Annotated in this window: 17 protein-coding genes; 7 read left to right on the forward strand and 10 right to left on the reverse strand. The window is 75.6% G+C overall.

Translation table 11 applies throughout. From position 1 onward, the window contains the following. Positions 1–8 precede the first annotated feature (8 nt). Both ANAE109_RS00885 and ANAE109_RS00890 read left to right on the forward strand, forming a co-directional pair. Positions 9–2,030, forward strand: a complete 2,022-nt coding sequence (locus ANAE109_RS00885; RefSeq protein WP_011984497.1) for an outer membrane protein assembly factor — start codon at positions 9–11, stop codon at positions 2,028–2,030. Continuing rightward, positions 2,030–6,547, forward strand: coding sequence for a translocation/assembly module TamB (locus tag ANAE109_RS00890; protein WP_011984498.1), 4,518 nt, complete (start codon positions 2,030–2,032; stop codon positions 6,545–6,547). Before ANAE109_RS00885 ends, ANAE109_RS00890 begins: the two co-directional genes overlap by 1 nt. Here the strand turns inward: ANAE109_RS00890 and ANAE109_RS00895 are convergent. Further along, positions 6,541–7,746 (reverse strand): membrane protein, encoded by a 1,206-nt coding sequence (locus ANAE109_RS00895; protein ID WP_011984499.1) that lies wholly within the window; start codon positions 7,744–7,746, stop codon positions 6,541–6,543. The genes ANAE109_RS00890 and ANAE109_RS00895 overlap by 7 nt on opposite strands. A gap of 106 nt (positions 7,747–7,852) precedes the next feature. Here ANAE109_RS00895 and ANAE109_RS00900 point away from each other — a divergent pair, with 106 nt between their 5' ends. From ANAE109_RS00900 to ANAE109_RS00910, 3 genes are read left to right on the forward strand one after another with little or no spacing between them, the layout of a single operon-like run. Then, positions 7,853–8,509: a DedA family protein gene (locus ANAE109_RS00900; RefSeq protein WP_011984500.1), complete on the forward strand. Its 657-nt coding sequence runs from the start codon at positions 7,853–7,855 to the stop codon at positions 8,507–8,509. After that, positions 8,506–9,480, forward strand: a complete 975-nt coding sequence (locus ANAE109_RS00905) for a transglutaminase domain-containing protein (protein ID WP_011984501.1) — start codon at positions 8,506–8,508, stop codon at positions 9,478–9,480. Before ANAE109_RS00900 ends, ANAE109_RS00905 begins: the two co-directional genes overlap by 4 nt. A 45-nt stretch (positions 9,481–9,525) precedes the next feature. Next, on the forward strand, positions 9,526–10,047 hold the full coding sequence (locus tag ANAE109_RS00910; RefSeq protein ID WP_049768490.1) for a hypothetical protein: 522 nt from the start codon (positions 9,526–9,528) through the stop codon (positions 10,045–10,047). A 15-nt stretch (positions 10,048–10,062) separates the two neighbouring features. On the opposite strand, the gene ANAE109_RS00915 is transcribed toward ANAE109_RS00910, so the two are convergent. Next, positions 10,063–11,211 (reverse strand): M20 family metallopeptidase, encoded by a 1,149-nt coding sequence (locus ANAE109_RS00915; RefSeq protein WP_011984503.1) that lies wholly within the window; start codon positions 11,209–11,211, stop codon positions 10,063–10,065. A 96-nt stretch (positions 11,212–11,307) separates the two neighbouring features. Between ANAE109_RS00915 and argC the strand changes: the two genes are divergently transcribed. Both argC and argB read left to right on the forward strand, forming a co-directional pair. Next, entirely contained in the window at positions 11,308–12,372 is a 1,065-nt protein-coding gene (argC, locus tag ANAE109_RS00920) for an N-acetyl-gamma-glutamyl-phosphate reductase (protein WP_011984504.1), read from the forward strand. Then, a complete protein-coding gene (gene argB, locus ANAE109_RS00925) occupies positions 12,369–13,184 on the forward strand; it encodes an acetylglutamate kinase (protein WP_011984505.1) in 816 nt (271 codons plus the stop codon). Before argC ends, argB begins: the two co-directional genes overlap by 4 nt. Before the next feature lie 42 nt (positions 13,185–13,226). Here argB and ANAE109_RS00930 read toward each other — a convergent pair whose 3' ends face one another. The 8 genes from ANAE109_RS00930 to ANAE109_RS00965 all read right to left on the reverse strand — a co-directional run bounded on the left by ANAE109_RS00930 (position 13,227) and on the right by ANAE109_RS00965 (position 24,464). Further along, positions 13,227–14,231 carry a radical SAM protein gene (locus ANAE109_RS00930; RefSeq protein ID WP_011984506.1) on the reverse strand — a complete coding sequence of 335 codons (1,005 nt, stop codon included), beginning with the start codon at positions 14,229–14,231 and terminating at the stop codon, positions 13,227–13,229. A 13-nt stretch (positions 14,232–14,244) separates the two neighbouring features. Then, positions 14,245–16,071, reverse strand: coding sequence for a tetraether lipid synthase Tes (tes, locus tag ANAE109_RS00935; protein ID WP_011984507.1), 1,827 nt, complete (start codon positions 16,069–16,071; stop codon positions 14,245–14,247). Between the two features lie 16 nt (positions 16,072–16,087). Further along, the gene (locus ANAE109_RS23165; RefSeq protein WP_011984508.1) at positions 16,088–16,783 is read right to left on the reverse strand and encodes an outer membrane lipoprotein carrier protein LolA; all 696 of its coding nucleotides are present in this window, start codon (positions 16,781–16,783) and stop codon (positions 16,088–16,090) included. Continuing rightward, positions 16,770–17,453 (reverse strand): YqaA family protein, encoded by a 684-nt coding sequence (locus ANAE109_RS00945; protein WP_011984509.1) that lies wholly within the window; start codon positions 17,451–17,453, stop codon positions 16,770–16,772. The genes ANAE109_RS23165 and ANAE109_RS00945 overlap by 14 nt, the downstream gene beginning before the upstream one ends. Continuing rightward, positions 17,450–18,208, reverse strand: a complete 759-nt coding sequence (locus ANAE109_RS00950; protein ID WP_049768491.1) for an ABC transporter ATP-binding protein — start codon at positions 18,206–18,208, stop codon at positions 17,450–17,452. Before ANAE109_RS00950 ends, ANAE109_RS00945 begins: the two co-directional genes overlap by 4 nt. Then, positions 18,205–19,299, reverse strand: a complete 1,095-nt coding sequence (locus ANAE109_RS00955) for an ABC transporter permease (protein WP_011984511.1) — start codon at positions 19,297–19,299, stop codon at positions 18,205–18,207. The genes ANAE109_RS00950 and ANAE109_RS00955 overlap by 4 nt, the downstream gene beginning before the upstream one ends. Beyond that, positions 19,296–20,129, reverse strand: a complete 834-nt coding sequence (locus ANAE109_RS00960; protein ID WP_041448029.1) for a hypothetical protein — start codon at positions 20,127–20,129, stop codon at positions 19,296–19,298. Before ANAE109_RS00960 ends, ANAE109_RS00955 begins: the two co-directional genes overlap by 4 nt. A 90-nt stretch (positions 20,130–20,219) precedes the next feature. Then, a complete protein-coding gene (locus tag ANAE109_RS00965) occupies positions 20,220–24,464 on the reverse strand; it encodes a BadF/BadG/BcrA/BcrD ATPase family protein (protein WP_011984513.1) in 4,245 nt (1,414 codons plus the stop codon). Between the last annotated feature and the right edge of the window lie 214 nt (positions 24,465–24,678).

Below are 24,678 nucleotides of genomic sequence, written 5' to 3' on the forward strand. Positions count from 1 at the left end.
CCCGCTCGATGGTGCGCCGCGTCGCTCTCGCGCTGCTCGTCCCGCTCGCGCTCGGCGCCACCGGCTGCCTGCGCGCCCGCGGCACGGAGAGCGAGCCGATCGTGACCGAGCTGAAGCTCGAGGGCGTGGAGGCCCTCGACGCCGAGGACATCAAGGCGAAGCTCGCGACGCAGGAGCCGGCCGCGCCGGGGGGCGTCACGGGGCTCGTCAGGCGCGAGGGTTTCCCGCTGGATCCGGACGCCCTCGCGTCCGATCGGCGGCGCGTCGAGGCGTTCTACCGCGACCGCGGCTACTACGCGGCGCGCGTCGACAAGGTCGACGTGGTGCCCGACGGGCCCGGGCGCGCCCGCGTGGTGATGCACGTGGTGGAGGGGAAGCCGGTCCGGGTGACCGAGCTGCACATCAAGGGGCTGGAGGAGGTGGCCGAGGCGCGCGAGCGGCTGAAGGAGCTGCCGCTCGAGGTCGGGGACGTCTTCCGCGTGTCGGCCTACGACGCGACGAAGGCGGCCATCACCAGGGGGCTGCGCACGAAGGGCTGGGCGAACGCGGAGGTGACGCAGGCCGCCCAGGTGCTGCCGCAGGAGGGGACCGCGCAGGTGACGTACGAGGTGAAGGCGGGTCGCCGCTTCCGCTTCGGCCCGATCTTCGTGGCGGGGACCTCGGCGGTCTCGCGCGATCTCGTGCGCGAACAGGCCTCGGTGGACGTGAGGACCGGTGCCTGGTTCGACGAGTCGAAGCTCTCGAAGGCGCAGGCGCGCGTGTTCAACCTGGGCGTCTTCGCCGGGGTGCGCGTGACCCGCGGCACGCCCAGCGCGGAGCGGGGCATCATCCCGGTGGTGGTGGCGGTGCGCGAAGCTCCCTTTCGCACCATCCGCGCCGGGCCCGGCCTCGGGGTGGAGGCGACGCGCTGGGAGGCGCGGGGCAACGCGTCGTGGCAGCACCGCAACCTGTTCGGCGAGCTGCGGCGGTTCGGGATCGACCTGCGGGCCGGCTACGCCTGGCTGCCCACGCCGTGGGCCGACCAGCGCAGCGGCGTCGTCGCGCTGATCGGCTTCGAGTTCCAGCAGCCCGCCGCCATCGCCCGCCGCCTCGACGTGTCCGCCCGGGTGGAGGTCGAGCGCGGGCTCGAGCTCGCCTACGGGTTCTGGGCAGAGCGGGTCGAGCTCGGCCTCCCCGTCCGGATCTCCCCGCGCTGGACGTTCATCCCCTCCTACAACCTCGAGGTGTACCAGCTCTCCGACGCGCCCGAGGCGGTGGTGACCAGGCCCGGCACGCCGGAGGCCGAGACCCGCCCGCTCCTCGTCGGCTGCCCGAGCAGCACCTGCCTCCTCTCCTACCTGGAGCAGCGCCTCGCCTGGGACGGGCGCGACGATGCCGTGAACACCCGGCGCGGCTACTACGTCGGGCTCTCGCTGCAGGAGGGCTTCCGCATCGGGACCGTCGGCTACCGCTACCTGCGCTTCCTCCCCGAGGTGCGCGGGTTCTGGCCCCTCTCGCGGAAGCTCGTGCTCGGCGCGCGGGCGCGGGTGGGCGCGCTCGTCCCGCTCACCGAGCCGAAGGAGCCGCCCATCGTCGCGAACTTCTACTCGGGCGGCCCGCTCTCGATGCGCGGCTACTACACCCGCCGCCTCTCCCCGATGATCGAGGTGGGCAAGAACGACTGGGTGCCGGTCGGCGGCAACGGGCTCTTCGACGGCTCGCTCGAGCTGCGCTACGCGTTGGCCGGGAACTGGTCCGGCGCGTGGTTCCTCGACGCCGGGAACGTGGCGCCGCCGGACAACGGGGAGACCGCCTGGCGCGAGGCCCTCTCGCTCGGCGACCTCCAGCTCGCGAGCGGGGTCGGCCTCCGCTACGCGACCCCGTTCGGACCGATCGGCGTCGACGTGGGGGTGCGGCTGCCGACCGACCTCTCGTCCGGGGTCCCCTTCGACAAGCGCTTCCCGCCGGTGCCCTCGAACCCGAACGCCGGGACTGCGGAGCACCGTGAGCCGATCGTCGCCGTTCACATCACCATCGGCGAGGCGTTCTAGTGCGCGCGCTGGTCGCAGCGCTCAGGGTCGCGGGGTGGGGCCTGCTCGGCCTCGTCGCGCTCGTCGGCGTCCTGCTCTCTGCCGTGACGCTGTTCGCGACCTCGAAGGCGGGCGGGCCGATCGTGGCGCGCGAGGTGATCCGGCTCGTCGACGACGCGCTCGCCGGCCGGTTCGAGCTCGCGGGCGTGGCGGTGCGGCCCGACGGCACCGTGGAGGTGCGGGGACTGCGCGTGTTCGATCCCGACGAGCACCTCGTCCTGGCGGTGGACCGGGCGCGCGTGGCGATCGACGTGACCCAGCTTCGCCGCCGCACCGTCGGCGCCGCGATCGCGCTCGACGGTCCGTCCGTGCTCCTCGAGGAGGAGGAGGACGGCGGGCTGTCGCTCGTGAGGGCCTTCTCGGCCGCGCACCCTGGGCCGCCCAGGCCGGAGGGGCCGCGAACCCCTCCGCGAGGCCCGGGGCTCGAGGTGCGCGTCAGCGCGCTCGCCATCCGCGGCGGGGACGTGTGGTGGGTCGACGCGGACGGCGCGACGCGCCTCGAGGCGCGGGATCTCGACCTCGACGCCCGCGGCGCGTGGCAGCGCTCCGCCGCGGACGTCGAGCTCCGGCTGCGGGGCATGCTGGACCTGCCGGTGGCGGCGCCCCTGTCGCTCGACGTGGTCGCCTCGCGCGAGGGCGACCGCGTGCGCGCGCCGCTCCTGCGCGCCTCCGTGGGTGGGACGGCGGTCTCGCTGATCGGGCACCTCGACGTGGTGACCCTCGCCGGGCGCGCCGCCATCACCCGGCTCGACGTCGACCGAGCGCAGGCGCGCACGGTCGTGCCGGAGCTCGGCGGCGGAGAGGACGCGGCGGCCACGGTCTACGCGGAGTCGGACGGCGCGATCGCCACCGCGGCCGCGCGCGTGGAGCCGCGCGACGGCGGGCCCGCGCTCGGGCGGCGCGCGGACGCCGCGGTGGCCCTCCGCCTCGACGGCGCGCGTGCGCTCGGCTTCGACCTCGCCTTGGAGCGGCTCGATCCCTCCGCCCTGCACGCGGCCGCGCCGGCGGGAGACGTCACCCTCACCGGGCGGGGTGCGCTCGTCGGCAGCTCGCTCGAGGATCTCCGGGCAGACGTGGCGGTGTCGGTGGCCCGCTCTCGGCTCCGCCGGGGCGAGCTCGGGCCGGGCGAGGTCGTCGCGCGCGCCGAGCGGGGCGCGTACGACGTCCGCCGGCTCACGCTCCGCGCCCCCGGGCTCTCCCTCGACGGCGCGCTGCGCTGGCGCCCCGGCGGCGCCGTCTCCGGGCGGGTGGACGCCGACGCGGCCGACCTCGGGGTGGCGATGCGCAACCTGGGCGCGCTGCTGGGGAAGGAGCTGCCCGACCTCCGAGGGAGCGCGCGGGTCGAGGCGGCGCTCTCGGGCACCGAGCGGGCGCCGGTGGCGCGCGCGACGGTGTCCGCGCCGGCGCTCCGCTCGGGCGGGCTCGCGGTGGGAGGGGTGAAGCTCGACGTCAGCGCCGAGGGGCCGCTTCGCCGTCCGACCGTGAGCGTCGAGGGGGTGGTCGCGGCGCTGCGCTCCGGCGGCGACGAGATCGCGCGCGGGCTCGTCCTGCGCGCGCGGCTCGCCGACGAGGAGGCCGTCGTGTCGGCCTCCGCGGCCTTGCCGGCGGTGGGCGACCGGCCGTTCGCCCTCGACGCCCGCGGACGCCTCGGGCCGCGGCGCGATCGGCTCGCGCTCGCGCAGCTCGCGATCGCCTACCCCGGCGCCCGCTGGACGCTGACGCACCCCGCGGAGCTACGCTTCGCCGGCCCCTCCGTGGACCGGCTGGAGCTCGTGGCGGACGCGCAGCGGATCGCGCTCGAGGGAGGCCTCACGCCGCGCGGCGGCCTCGACGCGCACGCGAAGCTCGTGGGGGTGGACCTGACCCGCCTGCCGCCCGGCGTCATCCCGCGCAACCTCGGCGTGGCCGGGCTCGTGAGCGCGGACGCGCGCGCGGGGGGCACGAGGCGCCGCCCCCTGCTCGACGCGAGCTTCGACTTCCGCGGGGGCGCGGTGCGCGGCCTCGCCGGCCTCGACGGCGCCGGCACCGCGCGCTGGGACGGCCGCGCGCGCCGCGCCGCGGTCACCCTCGGGGTGGCGCGCGCCGACGGCGGCTCGGTGGACCTCTCCGCCGATCTCCCCATCCCCCTGGATCGCTCGCCGGCCGCGCCGCTCGCCGCGCGGGTCCGCGGGCGCGCGCTGCCCGTCGCGCCCGTCCTCGCCGCCGCGGGGGCCGCCTCTCCGCTCCAGGGGACCGTCGAGCTCGACGCGGCGCTGGAGGGGACGGTCGGGGCGCCGCGCGTGCGTGCGGACGCGACGCTCGCGGAGGGGGCGTACGAGGACCTCGGGCCGTTCGCGATCGCGATCGCGCTCGAGGACGCCGGGGAGCGGGCCGAGCTGCGCGCGAGCGCGGCGTACGACGGCGTGCGCGCGCTCGTGCTCGAGGCGGCCGCGCCGCTGGACCTGTCGGAGGTGATCGCCGGCCCCTCGGAGGCGCTCGCGGCGCTGCGCGGGGCGCCGGTGGAGGCGAACGTCGCGGTCCCTGGCCTCGAGCTCGCCCCGCTCGCGGGCGTGCGCGGGATCCCTGCGGGGCTCGAGGGCACCCTCGAGGTGCGCGCGGCGCTCGCAGGCACGATCGACGCGCCGCGCGGGAGCATCGCGGTCGGCCTGGCCCGTGGAGTGGTGGCGGGCTACCGCGACGTGAGCGCGGGCCTCGCGGTCGCCCTCGAGGACGCCCGGGTCGCCCTCACGGGCCAGGTCGCGCTGGGAGGGGATCCGGTGCTGCGGCTGGGGGGCGCGCTCGAGGCGCCCCCGGAGCGGCTCCTCCCGGCGGATCGCCTGGAGAGGACGCCCCTCCAGCTCGAGGTGGTGGTGCCGCGCGTTCAGCTCGCGCGGGCGGCGGGCGCGGACTCGACGCTCCCGCTCGCGGGCACCGTCGAGGGCCGCCTGTCGGCGTCGGGTACGCTCGCCGCCCCGGTCGCGCGGGTCGAGCTCGCGGGCAGCGGCGTCGCCGTGGCCGGGCGCCCCCTCGGCGAGGTGTCGGTTCGCGCCGAGCACGCGAACGCGCGCACCCGGGCGCAAGCGGCCATCCGCGCGGTCGCGGGGGGCGTCGTCGAGCTGTCGGGGACGCTGGAGGCGGCGTTCGGGGTGGGCGTGCGCGGTCCGCCGCTGCGGGAGGCACCCCTCGACGCCCGCCTCGTGGCCCGCGGGCTCGACCTCGGGGTCCTCGCCGCGCTGCTCCCGGGCGTGGTGCGCAGCGCCGCCGGGCCGCTCACCGCCGACGTGACGGCGCACGGTCCGCTCGGGCGGCCGCGGCCCCGTGGCAAGGTGACGCTGACCGACGGACGGCTCGCCGTCGCGGAGTACGGCGAGTGGACGGCCATCGCGCTCGACGCGGAGGTGAACGACGACACCCTCGAGCTCCGCACCCTGTCCGCTCGCCGGGGGCACGGCACGGTCCGCGTGTGGGGGGCCGCCCGCGCCCTGCGGGAGCAGAGCTCGCCGGTGGAGGCCCACGTCGAGGCGAGATCGCTCGTGATCCCCCGGTCCGGCCAGGAGCTCGCGACCATCGATGTCCGCGGGGACGCCACCGGGACGTACGCCCCCGACGCGCTGCGCCTCGAGGTGAAGATCCCCGAGGGCACGCTGAAGCTCCCTCGGCAGACTCCGCGCGAGCTCCAGCAGCTGGAGCAGCGGCCGGACATCGTGGTGGGCAAGCCGAAGACCGACGAGCGGCGCCGGCGGTCCGGGGCCGGCGCGGGGCCCGGGGCGAAGCCGTTCGTGCTGGCGGTGCACGCCATGGCGCCCGGAAGGCTCTTCGTGAAGAGCGACGATCCTCCCATGAACGTGGAGCTCAAGGCCGACGTGACCTACGAGCTGGCCGGCGGGAACGACTACACCTCGGGCGAGATCTCCGTGGTGCGCGGGTTCGTGGAGCCCATCGGCGGGCGCCACTTCGAGCTCGGCCGCGGGCGCGTCCAGTTCACCGGCGGCCCGCCGGCCGCGGCCATGCTCGACGTCGAGGCGACCTACGAGAACCCGGAGGCGACGGTCACCGTCACGGTGACGGGCCCGGCGAGGGAGCCGGAGATCCGGCTCTCCTCGAAGCCGCCGCTCGACGAAGGGCAGATCGCGATGCTGATCGCGACCGGCCGGACCGAGGTGAAGTCCGGCTCCGGGGACTCGAGCGCGTTCACGGGCGAGGAGGTCGGCAGGGCCGCGCTGGGCGCGGTGGCCACCCGGGCGTTCAAGAACCTCGTGGCGGACAAGCTCCCGCTCGACACGGTCGCCGTGGACTCGGGAGCGGTGCGGGCCGGAAAGTACGTGACGGACAAGATCTACGTCGGCTACGTGCGGCGCTTCGACGCGGACGTCGAGCGCGGAGAGAACGAGAACGAGGCGCGCATCGAGTACCGGATCACGCCGCGCTGGACGGCCGAGTCGCGCTACGGCACTTCCGGCTCGGGCGGCGCCAGCCTGGTGTGGTCGAAGAGCTACTGACGGGCCCCGAGCGTCGCACCGCCCGGGCCGGCGCGCCCGCCGGTCGCGGCGTCCGCCGGCCCGCGCGCCTCGCGCCAGAGCGCCCGGGCGATGAGCGCCGCGAGCGCGAGCCAGAGCAGGGTGCGCACGACGGCGGTGGGGTGGAACAGGTGGTCGCGGAACCACGGCTCCCAGCGCCGGGCCCGGACCTCGAACGCCACGTGGAAGTCCCAGATCGACACCGCGGTGAGCGCCGCGAACAGCGCGGCGGGGCCGGCCGCGAGCGCGCCCGCCAGGAAGCCGTACAGCGCGTACTGCGGGCTCCAGACCTTGTTCGTCGCGATCCAGACCACCAGCGCCAGCGCGGTGGCGAGCCGCGCCGCGCGCGCGGCGTCGCCGCCGCGGCGGGCGGCGCAGGCGGTCGCGACGGCGCCGGCGATCGCGGCGGCCGCGAGGGGCCCGGCGGAGAGCGCCTCGAGGAGGGGGCCGCGCGGGACGGCGAGGGCCTGCCACACGGAGTTCTCGGCGCCCCGGCCGGCGTTGAAGCGGAAGAACCAGCTCCAGCGCTCGGGGGCGGCCAGCGCGAAGGGGAGGTTCACGGCGAGGACGACGCCGGCGAAGACCACCGCGTAGCGGAGGAGCGCACGCGGCCGGGTCGCGGCGAGCGCGGCGAGCGCGGCCGGGACGAGCGTCGCCGGGAAGAGCTTCGCCGACACGCCCAGCGCCGCCGCCGCCGCCCCCGCGCCGGCGCGGCCGCGCTCCTGCGCCAGCAGCGCGCCCGAGAGGAGGGCGATGGGGAGCACGTCCCAGTTCAGCCCCGCGTAGTAGACGAGCGCGGGCGTCGCCCCGAGCCACCAGGGCAGGGCGCCGGGGAGCCGCGCCAGGGCGAGGAGCGCGGCGGCGAGGCACGCGGCGAGGACCAGGTAGGTGGCGGTGAAGTGACCGAGCGCCCCTCCCGGCGCGTACGACGGGAGCCAGAGGGCGATCCCGAGCAGCACCGGGTACTCGATGCGGTCCTCGAGGTACGGGAGCGGGTGCGAACCCCCGAGGTAGCGATCGCCGTGCAGGGCGATGACGTCGGAGTAGCAGTGGTGCTGGAAGGACCAGAACCGGTAGCCCGGCCCGGCGTGGGCCGCGCCGCGGGCGACGTTGACGTAGCCCACGGCGAGCCACAGCCCAGCGAGCGCGGCGGTCACGACGAGCGAGCGGCGGCGGTCCACGGCCAGGCAATAGCACGCGGCGCCGAAGCGGTCGCGGGAGGGGCGCGATGGGGCCGGGGCGCGGTTGGGAGCGGGCGCGGGGCCCCTTCTCGAATAACATCCGCGCGTGGCCTCCTTCTCCGGGCTCGCCCAGACGCTCGCCGACGCCGTCTCGCGGACCGGGCCGGCCGCGCCGGCCATCCTGTTCGCCGCGAGCTTCGTCGAGTACGTGTTCCCGCCGTTCCCGGGCGACCTCGTCGTGGTGCTCGGCGCCTGGTACGCGGTGGACGGCGCGCTCTCCTGGCCCGCCACGTTCGTCTCGGTCACGGCCGGCGCCATGCTGGGGGCCTGGATCGACTACCGGGTGGGCGCCGCCGTCGGCCGGCGCCTCGACCGGCGGCTCTCGGGGACTCGATCGCTCTCGGCGGAGAGGCTGCTCCGCTTCGAGGCGAGCTACCGGCGCTGGGGCGCGCTGCTGCTCGTCTCGAATCGGTTCTTCCCCGGCGTCCGCGCGTTCTTCTTCCTCGCCGCCGGCGCCGCGGGGATCCCCCTCCGCCGCGTGCTGCTGTACGGCGGGCTCTCCGCCGCGCTCTGGAACGCGGTGCTGCTCGGCGCGGGGGCCCTCTTCGCGCGCAACGTGGAGGAGCTCGTCCACCTGTTCGAGCACTACACGTACGCCGCGTGGTGGGCGCTCGGGGGCGTCGCCGCGGTCGCGCTCGCCGGCGCGCTGTGGCGCCGCCACGCCGCCCGCAAGGCCTCGCGCGCGGCCGGAGAGGAGCGATGAGCGCCGCGGCCGCCCTCGCGGCGCTGCTCGCCCTGGGGCTGCCGGAGGGCGCCGCGCGCTACCGCGTCGAGCTGGGCGGCGTGACGGTGGGCCTGGCGGAGCTCGAGCTCCGCTGCGGCCGGGAGCGCTGCCGCGCGCGGTGGGAGACGCGCCTGCGCCTGCCCGAGGAGGCGGGCGGGGCCGTGACGACGCGCCGCTTCGAGACCGAGCTCGATCGCGCGGGGCGCGCCGTCGGGCGGATGCGAAGGACCCGCGACGCCGAGATCGCGAGGCTGGAGGTCCCCTCGGGGCGGGTCCCGGCGGGCCTCGCCGAGGCGCTGCTCGCGACCGCCGCCGGTCGGGGCGAGGCGGCGTGCGTGGAGGTCTTCGAGGAGGAGACCCTCGCGACCGGCCGCGCCTGCGGCGCGTGGGAGGGCGACACGCTCCACGCGACCGTGCTCGGCGTCGAGGAGCGGGTGACGTTCGCGGCCGACGGCCTCCCCGAGACGGTCGCGCTCGCGAGCGACGGGGCGCGCTTCCTCCGCGATCGGCGCGCCGCCGTGCCCTCTCGCCCGCCGCGCCTCACGGCGCGCGTGGCCGGCCCGGGGGATCCCGCGCGCGCCGAGAGCTTCTGCGGCGTGCCGGTCGACCCTCCCCCGCCGCGGGCGCCGCCGGGGCTCCCCGCGCCGCGGGCGGCCGGCGAGAGCTGCCGCGAGAAGACCGCGGCCTACCTCGCGACCGCCGCCGCCGCCGGGCACGAGGGGCGCACCGCGATCGGCGTCGCGTGGGACGGGGACGGCTTCGTGTGGCACGCGTGGGCGGAGCTCCTCGCGGACGGGAGCTGGGTGCCGGTGGATCCGTCGTTCGGAGAGCTGCCCGCGCGCGGTCCGCGCTTCACGGTGGCGCGCCACGGCGCCGGACGCGCGGCCGCCCTGGCCGCCGGGCGCCGCGTCCTCGCCTGCTGGGGCAGGGCGGGGGTGCTCGCTCGCTGAGCGCCGGTGCGGGCCCGCGCGCCGGCGCGGACGCATCTTGGAGGCGTGGACCTCATCGCTCTCTACGTCGAAGACCATCTCGCCCTCTCGCTCGGCGGCATCCGGCTCGCGCGCCGATCGCTCGGCGAGAACCGCGGCACGCCGTTCGCGGCGCCGCTGGAGCGGCTCATCCCCGACCTCGAGGAGGATCGCGACGTGCTGAAGGATCTCCTCCGGGCGCTCGGCGGCTCGCGGAGCGCGCTGAAGGAGGCGGCGGTCGTGCTCGGAGAGTACGCAGGCCGCCTCAAGCCCAACGGTCGCCTCCTGAGCTACTCGCCGCTCTCGCGGGTGTGGGAGCTCGAGGGGCTCCTCGCCGGCAGCGAGTCGCGCCGCGGAATGTGGAACGCGCTCGCCCGCGTGCAGCGCCAGGACCGGCGCCTCGAGGGCTTCGACTTCGCCGCGCTCGAGGCGCGCGCGCGGCGCCACCTCGACGAGCTCGAGCGCTGGCGGCTGCGCGCGGCCGAGGAGGCGTTCGGGCTCGCTCCGCGGCGCCGCTCGCGCGCCGCCACTCCCCAGCCCGCGCGCTGACGCGCGCTCCTCGCCTCAGGCGCCGCGGCGCGCGAGGAAGCGCAGGAACGCGCTGGCCTTCGGCACGAGCGTCGAGAGATCGACCTCCTCGCCCGCGGTGTGGAAGCCCCTGCCGCGCGGGCCGAGCCCGTCGATGGACGGGATCCCGGCCGCCCCCGTGGTGCAAGCGTCGGAGCCGCCGCCGACGAGCGGCGCCTCGCCGAGCCCGAGGCCGCTCTCCCGCTGGCAGTCGCCGTACTCCTTGGCGAGCGCGGAGGAGGCCTGCGTCCGCTCGAGGGGATCGCGCCACCCGCCGCGGGAGAGCGCGAGGGTCGTGCCGGGCACCGCCGCCTCGGCCGCGATCGCCTCCGCGGCCTCGGCGAGCGCGAGCCCGTCCGCGGCCGTCTCGAAGCGGAGGTCCACGTCGCAGCGCGCCTCGGCCGGGACGGTGTTCTTGGTCGTGCCGCCGGAGACGAGCCCCACGCTCACGGTGACGCCCCGCTCGTAGTCCGTGAGCCCCTGCACGCGGTCGACGAAGCGCGCGATCGACCAGATCGCGTTGCGACCCTTGTCGTGCTCGTTGCCGGCGTGGGAGGCGACGCCGCGCGCCTCGGCGTGGAGCGAGCCGACACCCTTGCGCCGCGTGACGAGCAGGTCGCCCGGACGGCCCGACTCGAACCCGAGGGCGCAGGCCGCGCCCTGGGCGTGGGTGCGGGTGAGGGGCTGCGACTCGGGGGATCCCACCTCCTCGTCGGCGACGAGGATGCCCCTCACCGCCACCCGCTCGAGCAGCCCCGCGCGCTTGGCGGCGACGAGGCCGAAGAGCATCACCACGATCCCGCCCTTCATGTCGAACACGCCCGGGCCCACCGCCCGGGCGCCGTCGCGGCGGAACCCCTCGAACGTCCCCGGCGGGAAGACCGTGTCGGTGTGGCCGAGCAGGAAGACCGGCGCGCCGTCCGCCGCGCCGGAGAAGAGCAGGTGGGGCCCGAAGCGCGCCGACGGGCGCAGCTCGACGGAGAGGCCGAGGGTGCGGAGCTGGCCCGCCACGAGGTTCGCCACCGACTGCACCCCGGCCTTGTTCCCGGTGAAGGAGTTCACCGTGACGAGCCGCTCGAGGAGCGACTCCATCGCGCCCCGCTGGCCTGCGAGCCAGGTGAGCGCGTCGTCGAGGCGAGCGGCCATGCGTCCTCCTTGTGCCGGGCGCCGGGGCGAGCTCGCCCTCGGCGGGCCGCGCCGGCCCCTGGCCGGGCGCGGGAGTCCCCGGTATAAGGGCGGCCCATGGCACCGGGCAAGCGCTACCGGGCCGCCGTGATCGGCGGCTCGGGGTACGGCGGGGCGGAGATGATCCGCCGGCTCCTCCTCCACTCCGACGTGGAGCTCGTGCGCGTCGCCTCCGTGGACTTCGTCGGCGAGCCGCTGGCCGCCGCGGATCCCGCGCTGGAGGGCGTCACCGACCTCGTCTTCGAGGGGATCCCGCCCGCGGAGGCGGCGCGGGGCGTGGACGTCGTCCTGCTCGGGCTGCCGCACACGGTCGCGGCGTCCAAGCTCCCGGAGCTCGCGGCGCTCCCGGGCCTGAAGGTCGTGGACATGAGCGGCGACTTCCGCCTGAAGGACGCCGCCGCCTACGAGCGCTGGTACAAGCACACCCACCCCTGCCCGGAGCGGCTGCGCGACTTCGTGTACGGCCTCCCCGAGCTGAACCGGGAGTGGATCCGTGCCGCGCGGTTCGTCGCCTCGCCCGGCTGCTTCGCCACCACCATCGAGCTCGCGCTGCTGCCGCTCGCGCGGGCCGGGCTCCTCGAGGGCGTGGTCCACGTGCAGGGGATCACCGGGTCGTCGGGCTCGGGGGTCGCGCCGTCCGCGGGCACGCACCACCCGGTCCGCGCCGGCAACCTCCGCACCTACAAGCCGCTCGAGCACCAGCACGTGCCGGAGATCGTCGAGACGCTCGCCCAGGCCGGCGCGCGCGACCTGGCGCTGCGCTTCGTGCCGGTCTCCGCGCCGCTGTCGCGCGGCATCCTCGCCACCTGCTTCCTCGAGCTGCCGGAGGAGTGGACGCAGGAGCGGCTCGATCGGCTCTTCCGGGAGAGCTACGCGGGCGAGCCGTTCGTGCGCGTCCCGAGGAAGCGCCTGCCCGAGGTCGCGGCGGTCTCGGGCTCGAACTACGCCGAGGTGGGCGTCGCGGCGGGGCCGCCGCGCGCCGGGCGGCGCACCGTCACCTGCTTCGGCGCGACCGACAACCTCGTGAAGGGCGGGGCGGGGCAGGCGATCCAGAACATGAACCTCATGCTCGGGCTCGACGAGAAGGCCTCGCTCGCCGATCCCGGTCCGTGGCCGCCATGAAGACCATCGTGCTGAAGCTGGGCGGGGAGCTCGTCCACGCCCCCGAGCTGGACGTCATCGCGCGCGACCTGCGCGTCCTCGTCGACGGCTTCAACCGCGTGGCCATCGTCCACGGCGGCGGGCCGCAGGCGTCCGCCCTGCAGAAGACCCTCGGCCTCGAGACGCGGATGGTCGCGGGCCGCCGCTACACCGACGCGCAGACGCTCGAGGTGATGAAGTACGTGGTCGCCGGCCAGCTCAACGTCGATCTGTGCGGGCGGCTGCTCGCGAACGGGGTCATGGGCGTCGGGCTCCACGGGGCGAGCGGCCACGTGGTCCAGGCCCGCCGGCGGCCGCCGCGGGTCATGAAGGGCGCCGGGCCCGAGCCGGTCGACCTCGGGCTCGTCGGCGACGTGCTCGGCTTCAACCTGCCGCTCCTCGGCGATCTCTTCGAGCGGCGCTACGTCCCGGTCATCGCCTGCCTCGGCTGCGACGCCCAGGGCCAGGCGCTGAACATCAACGGCGACACGGTCGCGAGCCAGCTCGCCGGCGCGCTCGAGGCGGACGCGCTCGTGCTCGTCACCTCCACCCCCGGCGTGCTGCGCGACGTGAACGACCCGTCCTCCCGCATCCCGCACATCACCCACGCGGAGTTCGAGCGGATGGTGGCGGACGGCACGATCTCGGGCGGGATGATCCCCAAGCTCGAGGAGTCGTTCGCGGTGCTCGACTCGGGCGCGAAGTCGGTGGTCATCGTCGGCAAGCTCGGCGAGGGCGATCTCGCCCACGCGGTGCTGAACCCCGGCAGCGCCGGGACCGTGCTGGTCGGCTGAGCTCCCGCGCCGCGGCCTCCGCCGACGGGGCCCCGGCCGCGCTCAGCGCGGCGCGGCCGCGGACAGGCCGAGCCGGGTGAGCACCTGCTCGCGCAGGAGCGGCAGGTAGCTCTTGTCGCAGTAGCTGCGGATGGCGACGTAGCAGCCGCGGCAGTCGTTCGTGCGCGCGAAGCGCTGGATCAGCTCCCGCTGCGAGCGCGCCTTCACCGGCTTGTGGGCACACGGGCGGAAGAACCCCTCGGGCGTGACGAGCAGGAAGCGATAGCCGGCGCGGCAGCCGGGGATCCCCCCGTCCGCGAAGAAGCGGTAGAGGCCGTCCAGGTCGGGCGCCGGGTTGCGCACGGGCCCTCCCCGCCGCTTGAGGTCGAGGACCGCGTCGAGCTGGGCCCGCAGCCCTCGCAGGTCCTCGGGCGACGAGACGAGGTAGTCCGTGTTCCCCGTCCGCAGGGCGGAGTACGCGCTGAAAGAGATGCTCGAGCCCCATCTGCGCGCCGTCTCGCACAGCCGGGTCAGGTCGCCGGCGTTGAGGCGAGACACGGCGCAGTTCAGCACCACGTCGCCGTGGCCGCGCGAGGTCAGCTCCGGCACGAGCCGCTCGAGCCTGCGGAAGAGGCCGGGTACGCTGCGGAAGTCGTCGTGGCGCTCGTCGGGGAAGTCGAGCGAGATGGAGAACTGGTTCACGCCGGCGGCGCGCAGCGCCTCGTACTTGGGGGCGCTCAGGAGCGTGCCGTTGCTGACCACGATGAGGTAGGGGGCGCCGCGGCGCTCCTTGATCGCGCGCGCCACCTCCACCACGTCGCGGCGGAGCAGGGGCTCGCCGCCGGAGAGCTGGACCGCCACCGGCCGGAGCTCACGGTAGATCTCGCCGATGCGCTGCGGCGAGAGCGGCGTCTCGTCGCGCAGGATCCCGCCCTTGTCGCAGTGCTTGCACCGGGCGTTGCAGGAGCCGGTGAGCTCGAAGGAGACGACCAGCGGGCGATCCGCCAGGTAGTTCCGGCTGCCGCGCAGGAAGAGGCGGAGGACGGTCGCGACGCCGAGCTGGTCCATGCGGGCGCCTCCCTCACACGGTTCGTGCGCCCGCGCCCGCTCCTTCGCCCGCGGCGCCGCGGCGGGCCCGCCACTCCTGGAGCGGGATGGCGTGCTTCCGCTCCACGCGCTGACGGTGAACGGGGCCGCAGTTGTAGGCGCAGAACGGGAACATCCCCTCCGGCGTGGAGTAGTGGATCACGCAGCGCTTCACGCGCTCGACGTCGAAGTTGTAGCGATCCTGGAAGTGCATCCCCGCCGCGAGGAGCGTCCGGTAGGTGCGCTCGCCGGCGCGCCCGCGGCCGACCCTCTTGTCCGTCATGCCGCGCAGCGCGTGCAGGAAGGTGCGGACGGTCAGCCCCTCCGGCGCGAGCTCCTTGCGGAAGTGGCGCGCGAAGAGGAGCGGGACGCGGACCTTGTGGAGGCCGCGGAAGCGCGCGCGCTCGACCCGGGAGGCCAGCCGATCCAGGTCGCGGAAGAGCCCCTCGACGTCGAGGAAGCGCGTGATCGGCACGGCGTTCCCGTGCCGGTCCACGACGAAGTACGCGCCCGACGAGCAGGCCGGATGGGCGGTGGCGGTGATCTTGGGGTCGCCGGTGAACGCGGCGATGAGGCGCGACAGCGGCGCGGTGATGGCGAGCGGGTAGAAGTCCCGCATCGGCTCGAGCCAGCCCGCCGCGCCGAGATCGCCCGCGAGATCACCCAGCGTGTAGCGCTTGGCCTCGCGATCGGCGAGGGAGATGCGCCCCGTGAACGAGACGGGCTGGTAGGCGATCCCGCTCACCACGTGGATGTTGTCGATCGCGAACCGGAGGATCTTGGCGACCTGATCGTCGTTCACCCCCTTCACGATGGTCGGCACGAGGCAGACCTTCATCCCGGCGGCGTGGATCTGCTCGAGCGCGCGGCGCTTCACCTCGAGCAGCGGCCGGCCGCGGGTGACCTCGTGCACGGCGTCGTCGACGCCGTCGAACTGCAGGTAGATGGTGTGCAGCCCGGCCTCCGCGGCGGCCTTCGCGAACCCCGGCTCGGCGAAGCGGATGCCGTTGCTCGCCGCCTGGACGTGGCTGAAGCCGAGCTCGTTCGCCCTCCGCACGAGGGCGAGGAAGTCGGGGTGGAGGGTCGGCTCGCCGCCCGAGAACTGCACCGCCGTCGCCGGCACCGGGCGGTAGGCGCGGAGCCGCTCGAGGAGCGCGACGGCCTCGTCGAAGGTCGGCTCGCACACGTAGCCCGTCGCGCTCGCGTTCGCGAAGCAGATGGGGCAGCTCAGGTTGCAGCGGTTCGTGAGGTCGATCTGCCCGAGCATCGTGTGGCTCTGGTGCATGTTGCACAGGCCGCAGCTGCCGGGGCAGGCGTCGGCGGCGGGCACGCGCGGGTTCTCGACGCCGGCGCCGTCGCGGAAGCTCCACTGCTGCATCTTGAGGAACAGGGCGCTGTTCGTGAACACCCGGTCGCGCACGTAGCCGTGCTCGGGGCACGTCTTCTCCATGTACACGTCGCCCCGCCAGTCGAACACCCGCCCCAGCACCGTCCGCGCGCACTCGGGGCAGAGGGTCTCCACCGTCTTCGGCAGGGCGCGCACCACCGGCCGGATGGGCGTGCCCGAGTACGTTCGCACCGCGGAGCCGGGGCGATCGGGTGCGGCCTCGTGGAACAGCACGTCGTGCAGCGCCTCGCGGATGGCCCCGTGCTCGGGGCAGGTCTTCTCGAGGACCACCCCGTCGCCGCTCACCCTCAGCGTCGCCGCGAGCACGCGCTCGCACGCCGTGCACTGCGACTGCATCGGGCTGCTAGGGGCCTGGGTGAGCCGCGGATCCGAGGACGCCTGCGCCATGATCTCCCCCTTGACGGTCGGTGCCATGGACGAGGGTACCGGTCTACGGCACGACGCTATAGCCCTCAGGTGCGGTGAACAGAAAGAGTGAGCCCTCGATCGCGACCCCTCTTTGCACGTCGGAGAGCACGAACCGCGTCGTGTCGCCGGAGGTCTCGTGCAGCAGGATGTCGCGGGGTAAATGATCTTTGGGGTCGAGCGTCAGCTCGACGCGGGTGAACGAGGCGGCGAGCTCGGGACCGCGCGGCGTCAGGGACAGCACCGGCGCGCCCCCGGCGCCGAAGGCGAGCGTCGTCTCGAACGCGTCCGCGAGCGCCGCTCCGCAGGCGCCGAAGCCGATCGTCGAGAGGATCCCCTCGGCGCGCGAGCGGCCGACGGTGAACCGCTGCACCTGGCGGATGCGCGGAAACACCGCCCAGCCGCGATCGCCCGCGATGACGGTCCACGCGCGGTCCGGCGCGGAGTACTCCCACCGGAGCCTGTCCGGCTTCCGGTAGTAGAGGACGCCGGACGAGCGGTCCTCCTCTCCGATGGCGGTGAACCCCTTCGTCTGGACGAAGCGGGCGCGGAGCGTGGTGGTGGCCTCGCGCGCGCGGCAGTGCGCGTCGAGCACCCCGGCGAGCGTCCGCGGCGGCCCGTCACGCCCCGCAGCGGGCGAGGGCGGAGCCGCCAGGAGGAGCGCGACGAGCGCGACGGCCGCCGCCGGACGCGCTCCGCGCGGGAGCTCAGGCGCCGGCATCGTCGGAGCTCCGGGTGCGCGCGCGCGCCCCGCGCGCGCGATCGAGGGCGGCCTTCGCGGCGCCGACGAGCGCGATCGCGAGCGCGACCACGAAGATGGTGAGGTTGGAGGGCCGCAGCTCGTGCCCCAGCACCGCGAACAGGAGATAGCGGGGGAACCTGCCCACGTAGGACGCGAGGACGTACGCGGGGAGCGGGTAACCAGCGGAGATCGCGAGCAGGCGCACCGCGTCGACCGGCAGGGGGACGAAGGAGGCGAGCGCGAGCGAGAGGAACGGCGCCCGGCGGAACCACGCGACGGCGCGAGCGTGCCACGCGCTCTCGCGCGCCCGCCGGAGCCGGCCGGCGCGCCAGAGCCCGCTCACGATGTGGTAGTCGTGCAGGTTCGCGATGCAGGTCCCGGCCGTCGCTACCAGCGCGACCCACAGCACGCCGGCCTCGCGCGCCGCCCACAGCACGATCCAGGCCGTCGGCAGCGGGAGGAACGTGCACGCGAAGCTGAGGTAGAGCAGCAGCAGGATGAGGACCTCGAGGCCGGGGCTCCGCAGCGTGTTGCGGGCGAGCCAGAGCGCCGCGCCGCTCGCGGCGACGAACCCGGTGAAGGCGAGCGCCCACGAGCGCCAGGCGAGGTCTCGCGTCGCCGCGGCGGCGCGGGTGGCGGGGAGGCTCATGCCCCATCCTCGGGCGCGAGCAGGGGGGAGGCGGACCGCGGCCGGAGCGCGCCGGCGGGAACGGCTGCGCCGTCCCGCATCTGGATGACCGTGTCCGCCACCGCCGCGCACTCCGCGTCGTGGGTGATCATGAGGATGGTCGGCCCCGCGCCCGTCCCGATCTGCCGGAAGAGCGACATCACGGTGCGTGCGTTCGTCGAGTCGAGGTTCCCGGTGGGCTCGTCGGCCAGGACGAGGCGCGGCTCCTTGACGAGCGCGCGCGCGATGGCGACGCGCTGCTGCTCGCCCTGGGAAAGGTCGAGCGGCCGGCTGCGGCGCTTGCTCTCGAGGCCGACGCGCGCGAGCAGCGTCCGGATGCGCTCGTCCGACCGGTCGGTCCGCCCGGCGATGCGGCAGGCGAGCTTCAGGTTGTCCTCCACGGTGAGCGCGGAGATGAGGTTGAGCCGCTGGAACACGAACCCCACGTCGCCGCGCCGGAAGGCGGTGAGCGCCCGCTCCGGCGCGCGCGTCACCTCGAGGCCTCCGACGCGCACCGAGCCGGAGGTGGCCCGGAGCATCCCGCCCACCACGTAGAGCAGCGTGGACTTGCCGCAGCCGGACGGGCCCATGACGGCCGCGAACGTCCCCGGCGCGACGTCGAGGTCGATCCCGCGCAGCGCCGGAACGGCGATCCGCCCGCTCCGGTACTCCTTCACCAGCCCCCGGACCTGGATGGCGCTCCCGCCCGGCACCTCGCTCCTCTCGCGCCCCGTCATTCGTAGCTCAGCGCCTGCACGGGATCCTGCCGCGCGGCGAACCAGGCCGGGTACAGCGCCCCGAGGAGGCCGCTCGCGATCCCGACCCCCCCGCCCACGAGGATCCAGAACCGCGTCACCTCCACCGTGAGGAGCGGGTACCAGCTCCGCAGCGCCGCGACCGAGGCGAGCGTGAGGGCGTAGCCCGCGAGGACCCCGCAGCCGGTGAGCAGCAGGGACTCCAGCACGACCGTGCCCATGATGCGGCGCCGCGAGGCGCCGAGGGAGCGCAGGATCCCGATCTCGCGCGTCTTCCCCAGGATGGTCATGTACATGGCCAGCGAGACGACGAGCAGGCTGACGACGAGCGTGGTGCCCGTGATCGCCCCGATGAACTCCCGGAGCCCGGTCATCGAGCGCGCCATCTCGTCGGCGAGCCCCTCCAGGATCTGGCAGCGCACGCCTTCGATCGCGGCCTCGATCGCGGCGGCGGTCGACTTCACCGCCCCCGGCGACGTGCAGCGCACGAAGAAGAGCGACACGCGCCGCTCCTGGTGGAGCATCGCCTGCAGCTCCGCCATCGGGAGGAAGATGCGCGCCCCGACGCCCTCCTTCGAGACGCCCACGATCTCGAACCGGGCGCCGAGGATCTCGACGCGATCGCCCACCGCCAGCCGGGCCGCGGCCGCGAGGCGGGAGTCGACGACCACCTCACCTCGTCCGCGCAGCGGTCGCCCCTCCACGATCCGCAGCCCGCCGCCGATGGAGGAGAACTGCTCGGGGTCGATGCCGTAGACGACGTAGAACGCGTTCCGGAAGGTGGTCGTCCAGGCGACCACCGGCGAGACGGCCGCGACGCCGGGCAGCGCCCGCAGCCGCTCGGCGTAGCGCTCCGGGAGCACGCCGCTCTTCAGGGCCAGGAACTGGGTCGCCCCGGCGGGCTGCACGATGAGGTCGCCGCCGACGTTCTGGATGCGCTGCGCGACCTCCTGGATGGATCCCCGGGTCAGACCCACCACCACGAGCAGCAGCGCCACGCCGATCCCGATGGCGAGGACGCAGATCGCGCTCCGCACCTTCTTCTGGAGGACGTTGGCGAGGGCGAGCGTCACCGGTCGCGCTCCGTCCCGTCGACCCTCTCGACCCGCGCTCCGGGGGGAGACAGCGGCCGGAAGGCGCGCGCGTCCAGCCCGGGCGGATTCACCGTGAGAGAATCGAACTCGACGAGGACGGAGCCGCCGGCGACGGGGTCCTGCACGCTCAGCCGCTCGGGCTGGAGCCGCCCGTCGCGCTCACGCTGGCGCTCCCGGAGGATGACGAGCTCCTCCCGCCCGTCGGCGTCGTAGAGCACCTCGCGCTCGACGGCGAACCGCCGCCGCTCCACCCAGAGCCGCCGGTGCAGCCGGCCCGCCCGGCGGATCGAGAGGACGTACGTCTCGCCGTCCTCCCGGACCTCCAGCGCGTCTGCGGGGCCGGGCGGCTCCACGAACAGCGCGCGGAGGAGCGCGCGCGCGTCCAGGCGGAGCTCCCGGCCCCGGGCCACGACGCCGCGCACCGTGGTGCCCGTGTACACCACGCGCTCGCTCGGGACGTGCAGCCAGAAGCGCTCACCGTCGCTCACCAGCGTGAACAGCGTCGGCATGAGGGAGCGGTAGCCCTCCACGAACAGCCCGGGCGCCGCGCCGTCGCTCCACGGGCTGCGGGCCGCGAGCGCGCCGCGGCAGGAGCGCGCGCCCGCGGCCGCGCGCTCCTGGAAGGTGAGGGTGACCTTTCCCTTCAAGGCCACGAGGCCCGCGGCGTCGTCGACGAGCCGCCGCGCGAGCTCCTCGGGCGAGGCCGTGCGGATCGGGCGTCCGGAGAGCGGATCGCCTGGCGCCTGGCGCGCCGCGCAGCCCGCGATCAGCGCCGCGAGCGCCGCCCCCAGCCACGGCCCGGATCGCATGGCCACAGCGTCGCACGGCGGATGGGTGGCGGACACTGCCCCGAGAGACCCCCCCGAAGCGACGAGTCGACACGGGGATGAGACGATCCGTCAAGCGCGGCGCCGGAAGCGCTCCTTCACCTCGTAGGCGAAGGCGTCGAGGATCTCCGGGTCGATCGGGTCGCCGTTGAGCGAGAGGGTCAGGGAGAGGAGTCCCTCGCGCTCCCGCGCGTGGACGAGCTGGGCCTCGGTCAGCTTGTCGGGCATGCACTCGAGCGGGCCCACGCAGACCGCGCCGTCGATCTCTCCGCGCCGCCACTGCACGAGGGGGAGGCCCACCGCGAGCACCGCCTCGTGCTCGAGATCGTCGCGGAGGTAGGGCGCCGCGGCCGCGAGCGCCTCGTCCAGGCGCGGGTGATCCGGCCACCCCATGGCCCGCGCCATCGCGCGCCGGCACGTGCGGAGGATGCGCCGGCGGATCCAGCCCTTGAGGCGGTCCTGCGGCGCGCCGCGGAGGCCGCGGCGCACCTGGACGTGATCGGAGTACTCCAGGTACTCGGCCACCGGCTCGAGCCGCACCCGGACCCCGCGCTCCTCGAGGGCGTCGCCCACGCCGCCGTTCGCCCCCGGATCGGAGCGCAGGTAGATCTCGCCCACGAGCATCACGGTGGGGTGCGGCCGCGCGGTCTTGAGCGCCCGCAGCGCGCGGCCGGTGCGCTCGAGCAGCGCCGTGACGCCGTAGTTCCCGCCGCTCGCGGCCTCCAGCAGCACGCGGCGCGCCGAGAGGTCGGCGCCGGCCGCGCGCTCCAGGAGCCGCGTGAGCTCGCCGGAGGCCGCCGCGTGGACGCGCGCCGCGGCCCCTCGCTCGCGCTCCACCGGACGGACGTCGCGGAGCGCGTCCTCCAGCAGGCCGAACGCGGCGATCCCCGCGAAGACGAGCGCGCCGAACCCGGCCGGCACACCCGCGAAGTAGTCCGAGTCGGGCGGCGACCAGATCCCCACGCGCGCGCCGTGCCCGAGCCGCTCGAGGATCATCTGGTGGAGCTGCCGGTAGTAGCCGAACCGGCAGGGGCCGTTCGACCCCGGCATGAAGAACGAGAGCCGCTCGCCCGGGTCGGCGCGCTCGAGCCGCTGGAGCAGCGAGCCGAGCGTCACGATCATCGGCAGGCACTCCTTGCCGCTCGTGTGGCGCCGCGCCTGGCGGATCGCCTCCGCGCTCGCCGCCGGGAGCACCTCCGCGGGGACGCCGTACCCGCGCAGCGCCGCCGCGAGCGAGTGGGCCTCGGCGCCCATGGGCGGCACGAGCACGCGCGAGCCTCGACGCGCGATCTCGGGCAGCGACTGGGAGGCGAGCGCGAGCAGCGGCGCGGCCGAGGCCGCGGCGCTCCCACCGGAGCGCAGATCCTCGCGGACGCAGTGGAGGAAGGCCTCCACGCGCGTCTTCGTCCCCGCGTCGCCGGCGTGGCCGTCCGTCTCGATGACCGCGAAGGGCTTCCCCTCCATGAGGCGCGCGTACGCGTGGAGGGTGAAGCTGTCGGGCCCGCACCCGTAGTTGCTCGCGAACAGGCTGTAGACGCCGGGCGTGCGCCGCACCTCGTGGGCGGCCCGGAGGATCCGCTGCGTGTAGCCCCAGAACGCGCCCGGCACCATGGGGGTGGCGGGATCCGTGGGGTAGCAGTCGGTGGGGATCGCGACCGCCCCCTGCTCGCGCAGCAGCGCCGGGATGTTGGCGCTCAGGACCGGGTCGTGGATCGTGTAGGTGCGGCCGAGCACGACCACGGGGAGGAGCCCCCCGGCGCGGCAGCGTTCGAGGGCGCTGCGCCCGATCCCGATCAGCGCGGCGTCGAAGCGCGCCTGCTCCTCGCGCGCGGCGGCGTGGGCGGCGCGCCAGGTCTCCTCGTCGCGGACGCCCAGGTCCTCGGCGATGGAGCGGCAGGTGTCGAGGAACGCCGGCGCGTCGAGGAAGCCCGGGCCGAGCTTGATCGCCGGCGAGAGCACCCGCCGTCCGGCGAGGAGCGGGCGCAGGTCGAGCCGGAGCACGTCGGCGCTCCCCGCCACGATCGGGCAGAGCCAGTGCGACTCCTCGTCCTTCACGGGGGGCAGGTCGCGGAGCATGGGCAGGAACACGCGCTCGGCGGGCGCCTGCGCCAGGGCCGCCACGAGGCCGTGGTACTGCTGCATCGGCGCGCAGAACGGGACGTTCGCCCCCTCCGCCCCGCGGCGCAGCGCCTCCCGCCCCCCGCCCTGCGCCACCACGAGGTCGAAGTCGAGCGCGCGGAAGAACCGGGCGAAGAACGGGAACAGCCCCTTCAGCTGGAACGCCTCCGCGAGCGCGACCCGCGGCGCGCCCGTCGGCGCCGCCAGCGGTCGCAGCACCGCCTCCACCAGCTCGGCTCGCTCGCGGAACGGATCGGGCGCGCCGTCGGGGAGCTTGCGCGCGCGCGTCCCTCCGTCGTGGAGCGAGCACCCACCCCCCCAGGAGAAGGCGCGCCGCTCCCCCTGCACCCGGGTGCGGATCCGCTCGATGCGGCAGGCGTTCCCCGAGCCGCCGCAGCCGGTGCTCGAGCGGCAGACGAAGGTGTCCTTCCGCTCCACCCGCGCGTCGAGGAACCTCGCCAGCTCGAGCGGCGCGCCCGAGGCGAGCGCCTCGCGCGCGAGCAGCGCGATCCCCCACGCCCCCACCGTGCCGGGATTCGGGGGCACGATCACCTCGGCGCCGGTCTGCCGCGCGACCGCCGCCGCGAGCGCGTCCGCGGCGAACGGCATCCCCTGGCAGAAGACCACCTCGCCCACCGAGCGGTTGCCCTTCACGCGGTTCAGGTAGTTCTGCACCACCGAGTCGTAGAGCCCGGCGACGAGACGCGGCCGCGTGACGCCGGCGGCCGCCGCCTCGTCGAGGATCTCCGCCATGAACACCGCGCAGTGCTGGCCGAGGGCGGCGCAGGCGTCGGCCCCGACCGCGACGCGCGCCAGCGCCTCCACGTCGAGGTTCCCGAGGCGGACGCCCTGCTCCTCGATGAACGAGCCCGTGCCGGCGCTGCACGCCTCGTTCATCGCGGCGTCCACCACCCGCCCCGCCGCGAGCCGGATGTACTTCGCGTCCTGGCCGCCGATCTCGAAGATGGTGTCGACCCGCGGGTCGCAGGCGCGCGCCCCCTCGGCGTGGGCGGCGATCTCGTTCAGGACGTGCACGCGGTCGCCGCCGAAGCAGGTCGTGAGGAGCGATCCGACGATCTCGCGGCCGCTGCCGGTGACGCCGAAGCCCGCCACGGCCGCGCCGGCCGGCCCTCCGGCGGCCCGGCGCACCAGCTCCTGCGCCGCGCCCACCGGGTCCCCGGCCGTGCGGGTGTAGCTCTCCCAGAGCGGCGCGCCCGAGGGGACGTGGAGCGCCACCACCTTGGAGCCGGTCGAGCCGATGTCGAGCCCGAGTAGGAACGCGTCGCCTTCGCTCACCGGGGGTGGTGCACGGCGCGGGAGGCGGTGGACGCTGCCCATGGCGTCGGACAGGGGGGGACGCAGCTCCACCGGCGCGTGGGCCGGCGGCGAGACGAGGTCCTCCGGCCTCGGCAGCGGCCCGTCGCCCCGCGCCGCCAGCACGGCGCAGCCGAGCGCGTCCAGGTACAGCGCGTCCTCGCCGTGCTCCTCGGCGAGCGTCATCCCGCGCTCCGCCAGGCGGCGGCGGAACCGCTCGCGGACCCTGCGCGAGCGTCCGACGCCTCCGGCGAGCACCACCGCGGGAGAGACGGCGCCCGCCCGGGAGCGGAGCAGCACCTGCACGTTGTCGCAGATGGCGTCGAAGAGGCCCGCGAGGATCCGCGCCCGGTCCTCGCCCTGGTTCGCGAGGTGGGTCATGTCCGTCTTGAGGATGACGGGGCAGCGCCCGGAGAGGTGCGCCGGCTCCTCCACGGGCGCCGCGAGGACGTCGGCCTCCTCGGGCGCGAGGCCGAAGCGCTCCACGAGCTGCCGCAGGAAGTTGCCGGTGCCTTGCGAGCAGCGCGGGTTCTCCCGGTACTCGGCGTCCTCGCCGCCGTTCACCTCCAGGACCGAGAAGCCGTGCGCGCCGATGTCGACGATGACGGCGGGCCCGTCGCCGCGGAGGAAGCGGTGGCCCGCGAGGCGCGCCTGCTTGCCCGGGACCCGCGAGAGCGCGAGCTGCCGGCCGAGGCGGCCGGTGGCGACCGCGCCGCGGAGGCCGTCCCAGCCCCACTCGCGGAGGAGCTCGCCGAGGGCGGCCCCGGGCGTCTTGTGGTGCTCGACCCGGGCGCGCCGGCGCCAGACGAGGCCTCCCGGCTCGCCGGCGAGCTCGACCACCTTCAACGTCTCGGCACCTGCGTCCACCCCGAGGAAACGCGGCATGCTGACCGCGAGTGTCGCTCACGGCGTCCCTCGCGTGCGTGCCCAGAACGGGCGCGGCGCGGGGAGCAGGGGCACGCTTCCCACCGCCCGCCCATCCCTCGTGGGGCCGACCCGGCGTGGGAGTGGCATCCGCAGCCCGATCCGTCGACTCGGGCGCGCCTGGGGCGCTCGACGAAGCAGGAGGCCGGAACCGGGCGCCGGTTGAATATCGGTG

The sequence above is a fragment of the Anaeromyxobacter sp. Fw109-5 genome (assembly GCF_000017505.1).
Classification (GTDB): Bacteria; Myxococcota; Myxococcia; order Myxococcales; family Anaeromyxobacteraceae; genus Anaeromyxobacter.

Bases quoted from the DNA above. Each gene is read 5' to 3' on its own strand.
- ANAE109_RS00885 (WP_011984497.1), top strand. From the start codon at position 9: ATGGTGCGCCGCGTCGCTCTCGCGCTGCTCGTCCCGCTCGCGCTCGGC.
- ANAE109_RS00905 (WP_011984501.1), top strand. From the start codon at position 8,506: ATGAGCGCCGCGGCCGCCCTCGCGGCGCTGCTCGCCCTGGGGCTGCCG.
- ANAE109_RS00915 (WP_011984503.1), bottom strand. From the start codon at position 11,211: ATGGCCGCTCGCCTCGACGACGCGCTCACCTGGCTCGCAGGCCAGCGG.
- argC (WP_011984504.1), top strand. From the start codon at position 11,308: ATGGCACCGGGCAAGCGCTACCGGGCCGCCGTGATCGGCGGCTCGGGG.
- argB (WP_011984505.1), top strand. From the start codon at position 12,369: ATGAAGACCATCGTGCTGAAGCTGGGCGGGGAGCTCGTCCACGCCCCC.
- ANAE109_RS00930 (WP_011984506.1), bottom strand. From the start codon at position 14,231: ATGGACCAGCTCGGCGTCGCGACCGTCCTCCGCCTCTTCCTGCGCGGC.
- tes (WP_011984507.1), bottom strand. From the start codon at position 16,071: ATGGCACCGACCGTCAAGGGGGAGATCATGGCGCAGGCGTCCTCGGAT.
- ANAE109_RS23165 (WP_011984508.1), bottom strand. From the start codon at position 16,783: ATGCCGGCGCCTGAGCTCCCGCGCGGAGCGCGTCCGGCGGCGGCCGTC.
- ANAE109_RS00945 (WP_011984509.1), bottom strand. From the start codon at position 17,453: ATGAGCCTCCCCGCCACCCGCGCCGCCGCGGCGACGCGAGACCTCGCC.
- ANAE109_RS00950 (WP_049768491.1), bottom strand. From the start codon at position 18,208: ATGACGGGGCGCGAGAGGAGCGAGGTGCCGGGCGGGAGCGCCATCCAG.
- ANAE109_RS00960 (WP_041448029.1), bottom strand. From the start codon at position 20,129: ATGCGATCCGGGCCGTGGCTGGGGGCGGCGCTCGCGGCGCTGATCGCG.
- ANAE109_RS00965 (WP_011984513.1), bottom strand. From the start codon at position 24,464: ATGCCGCGTTTCCTCGGGGTGGACGCAGGTGCCGAGACGTTGAAGGTG.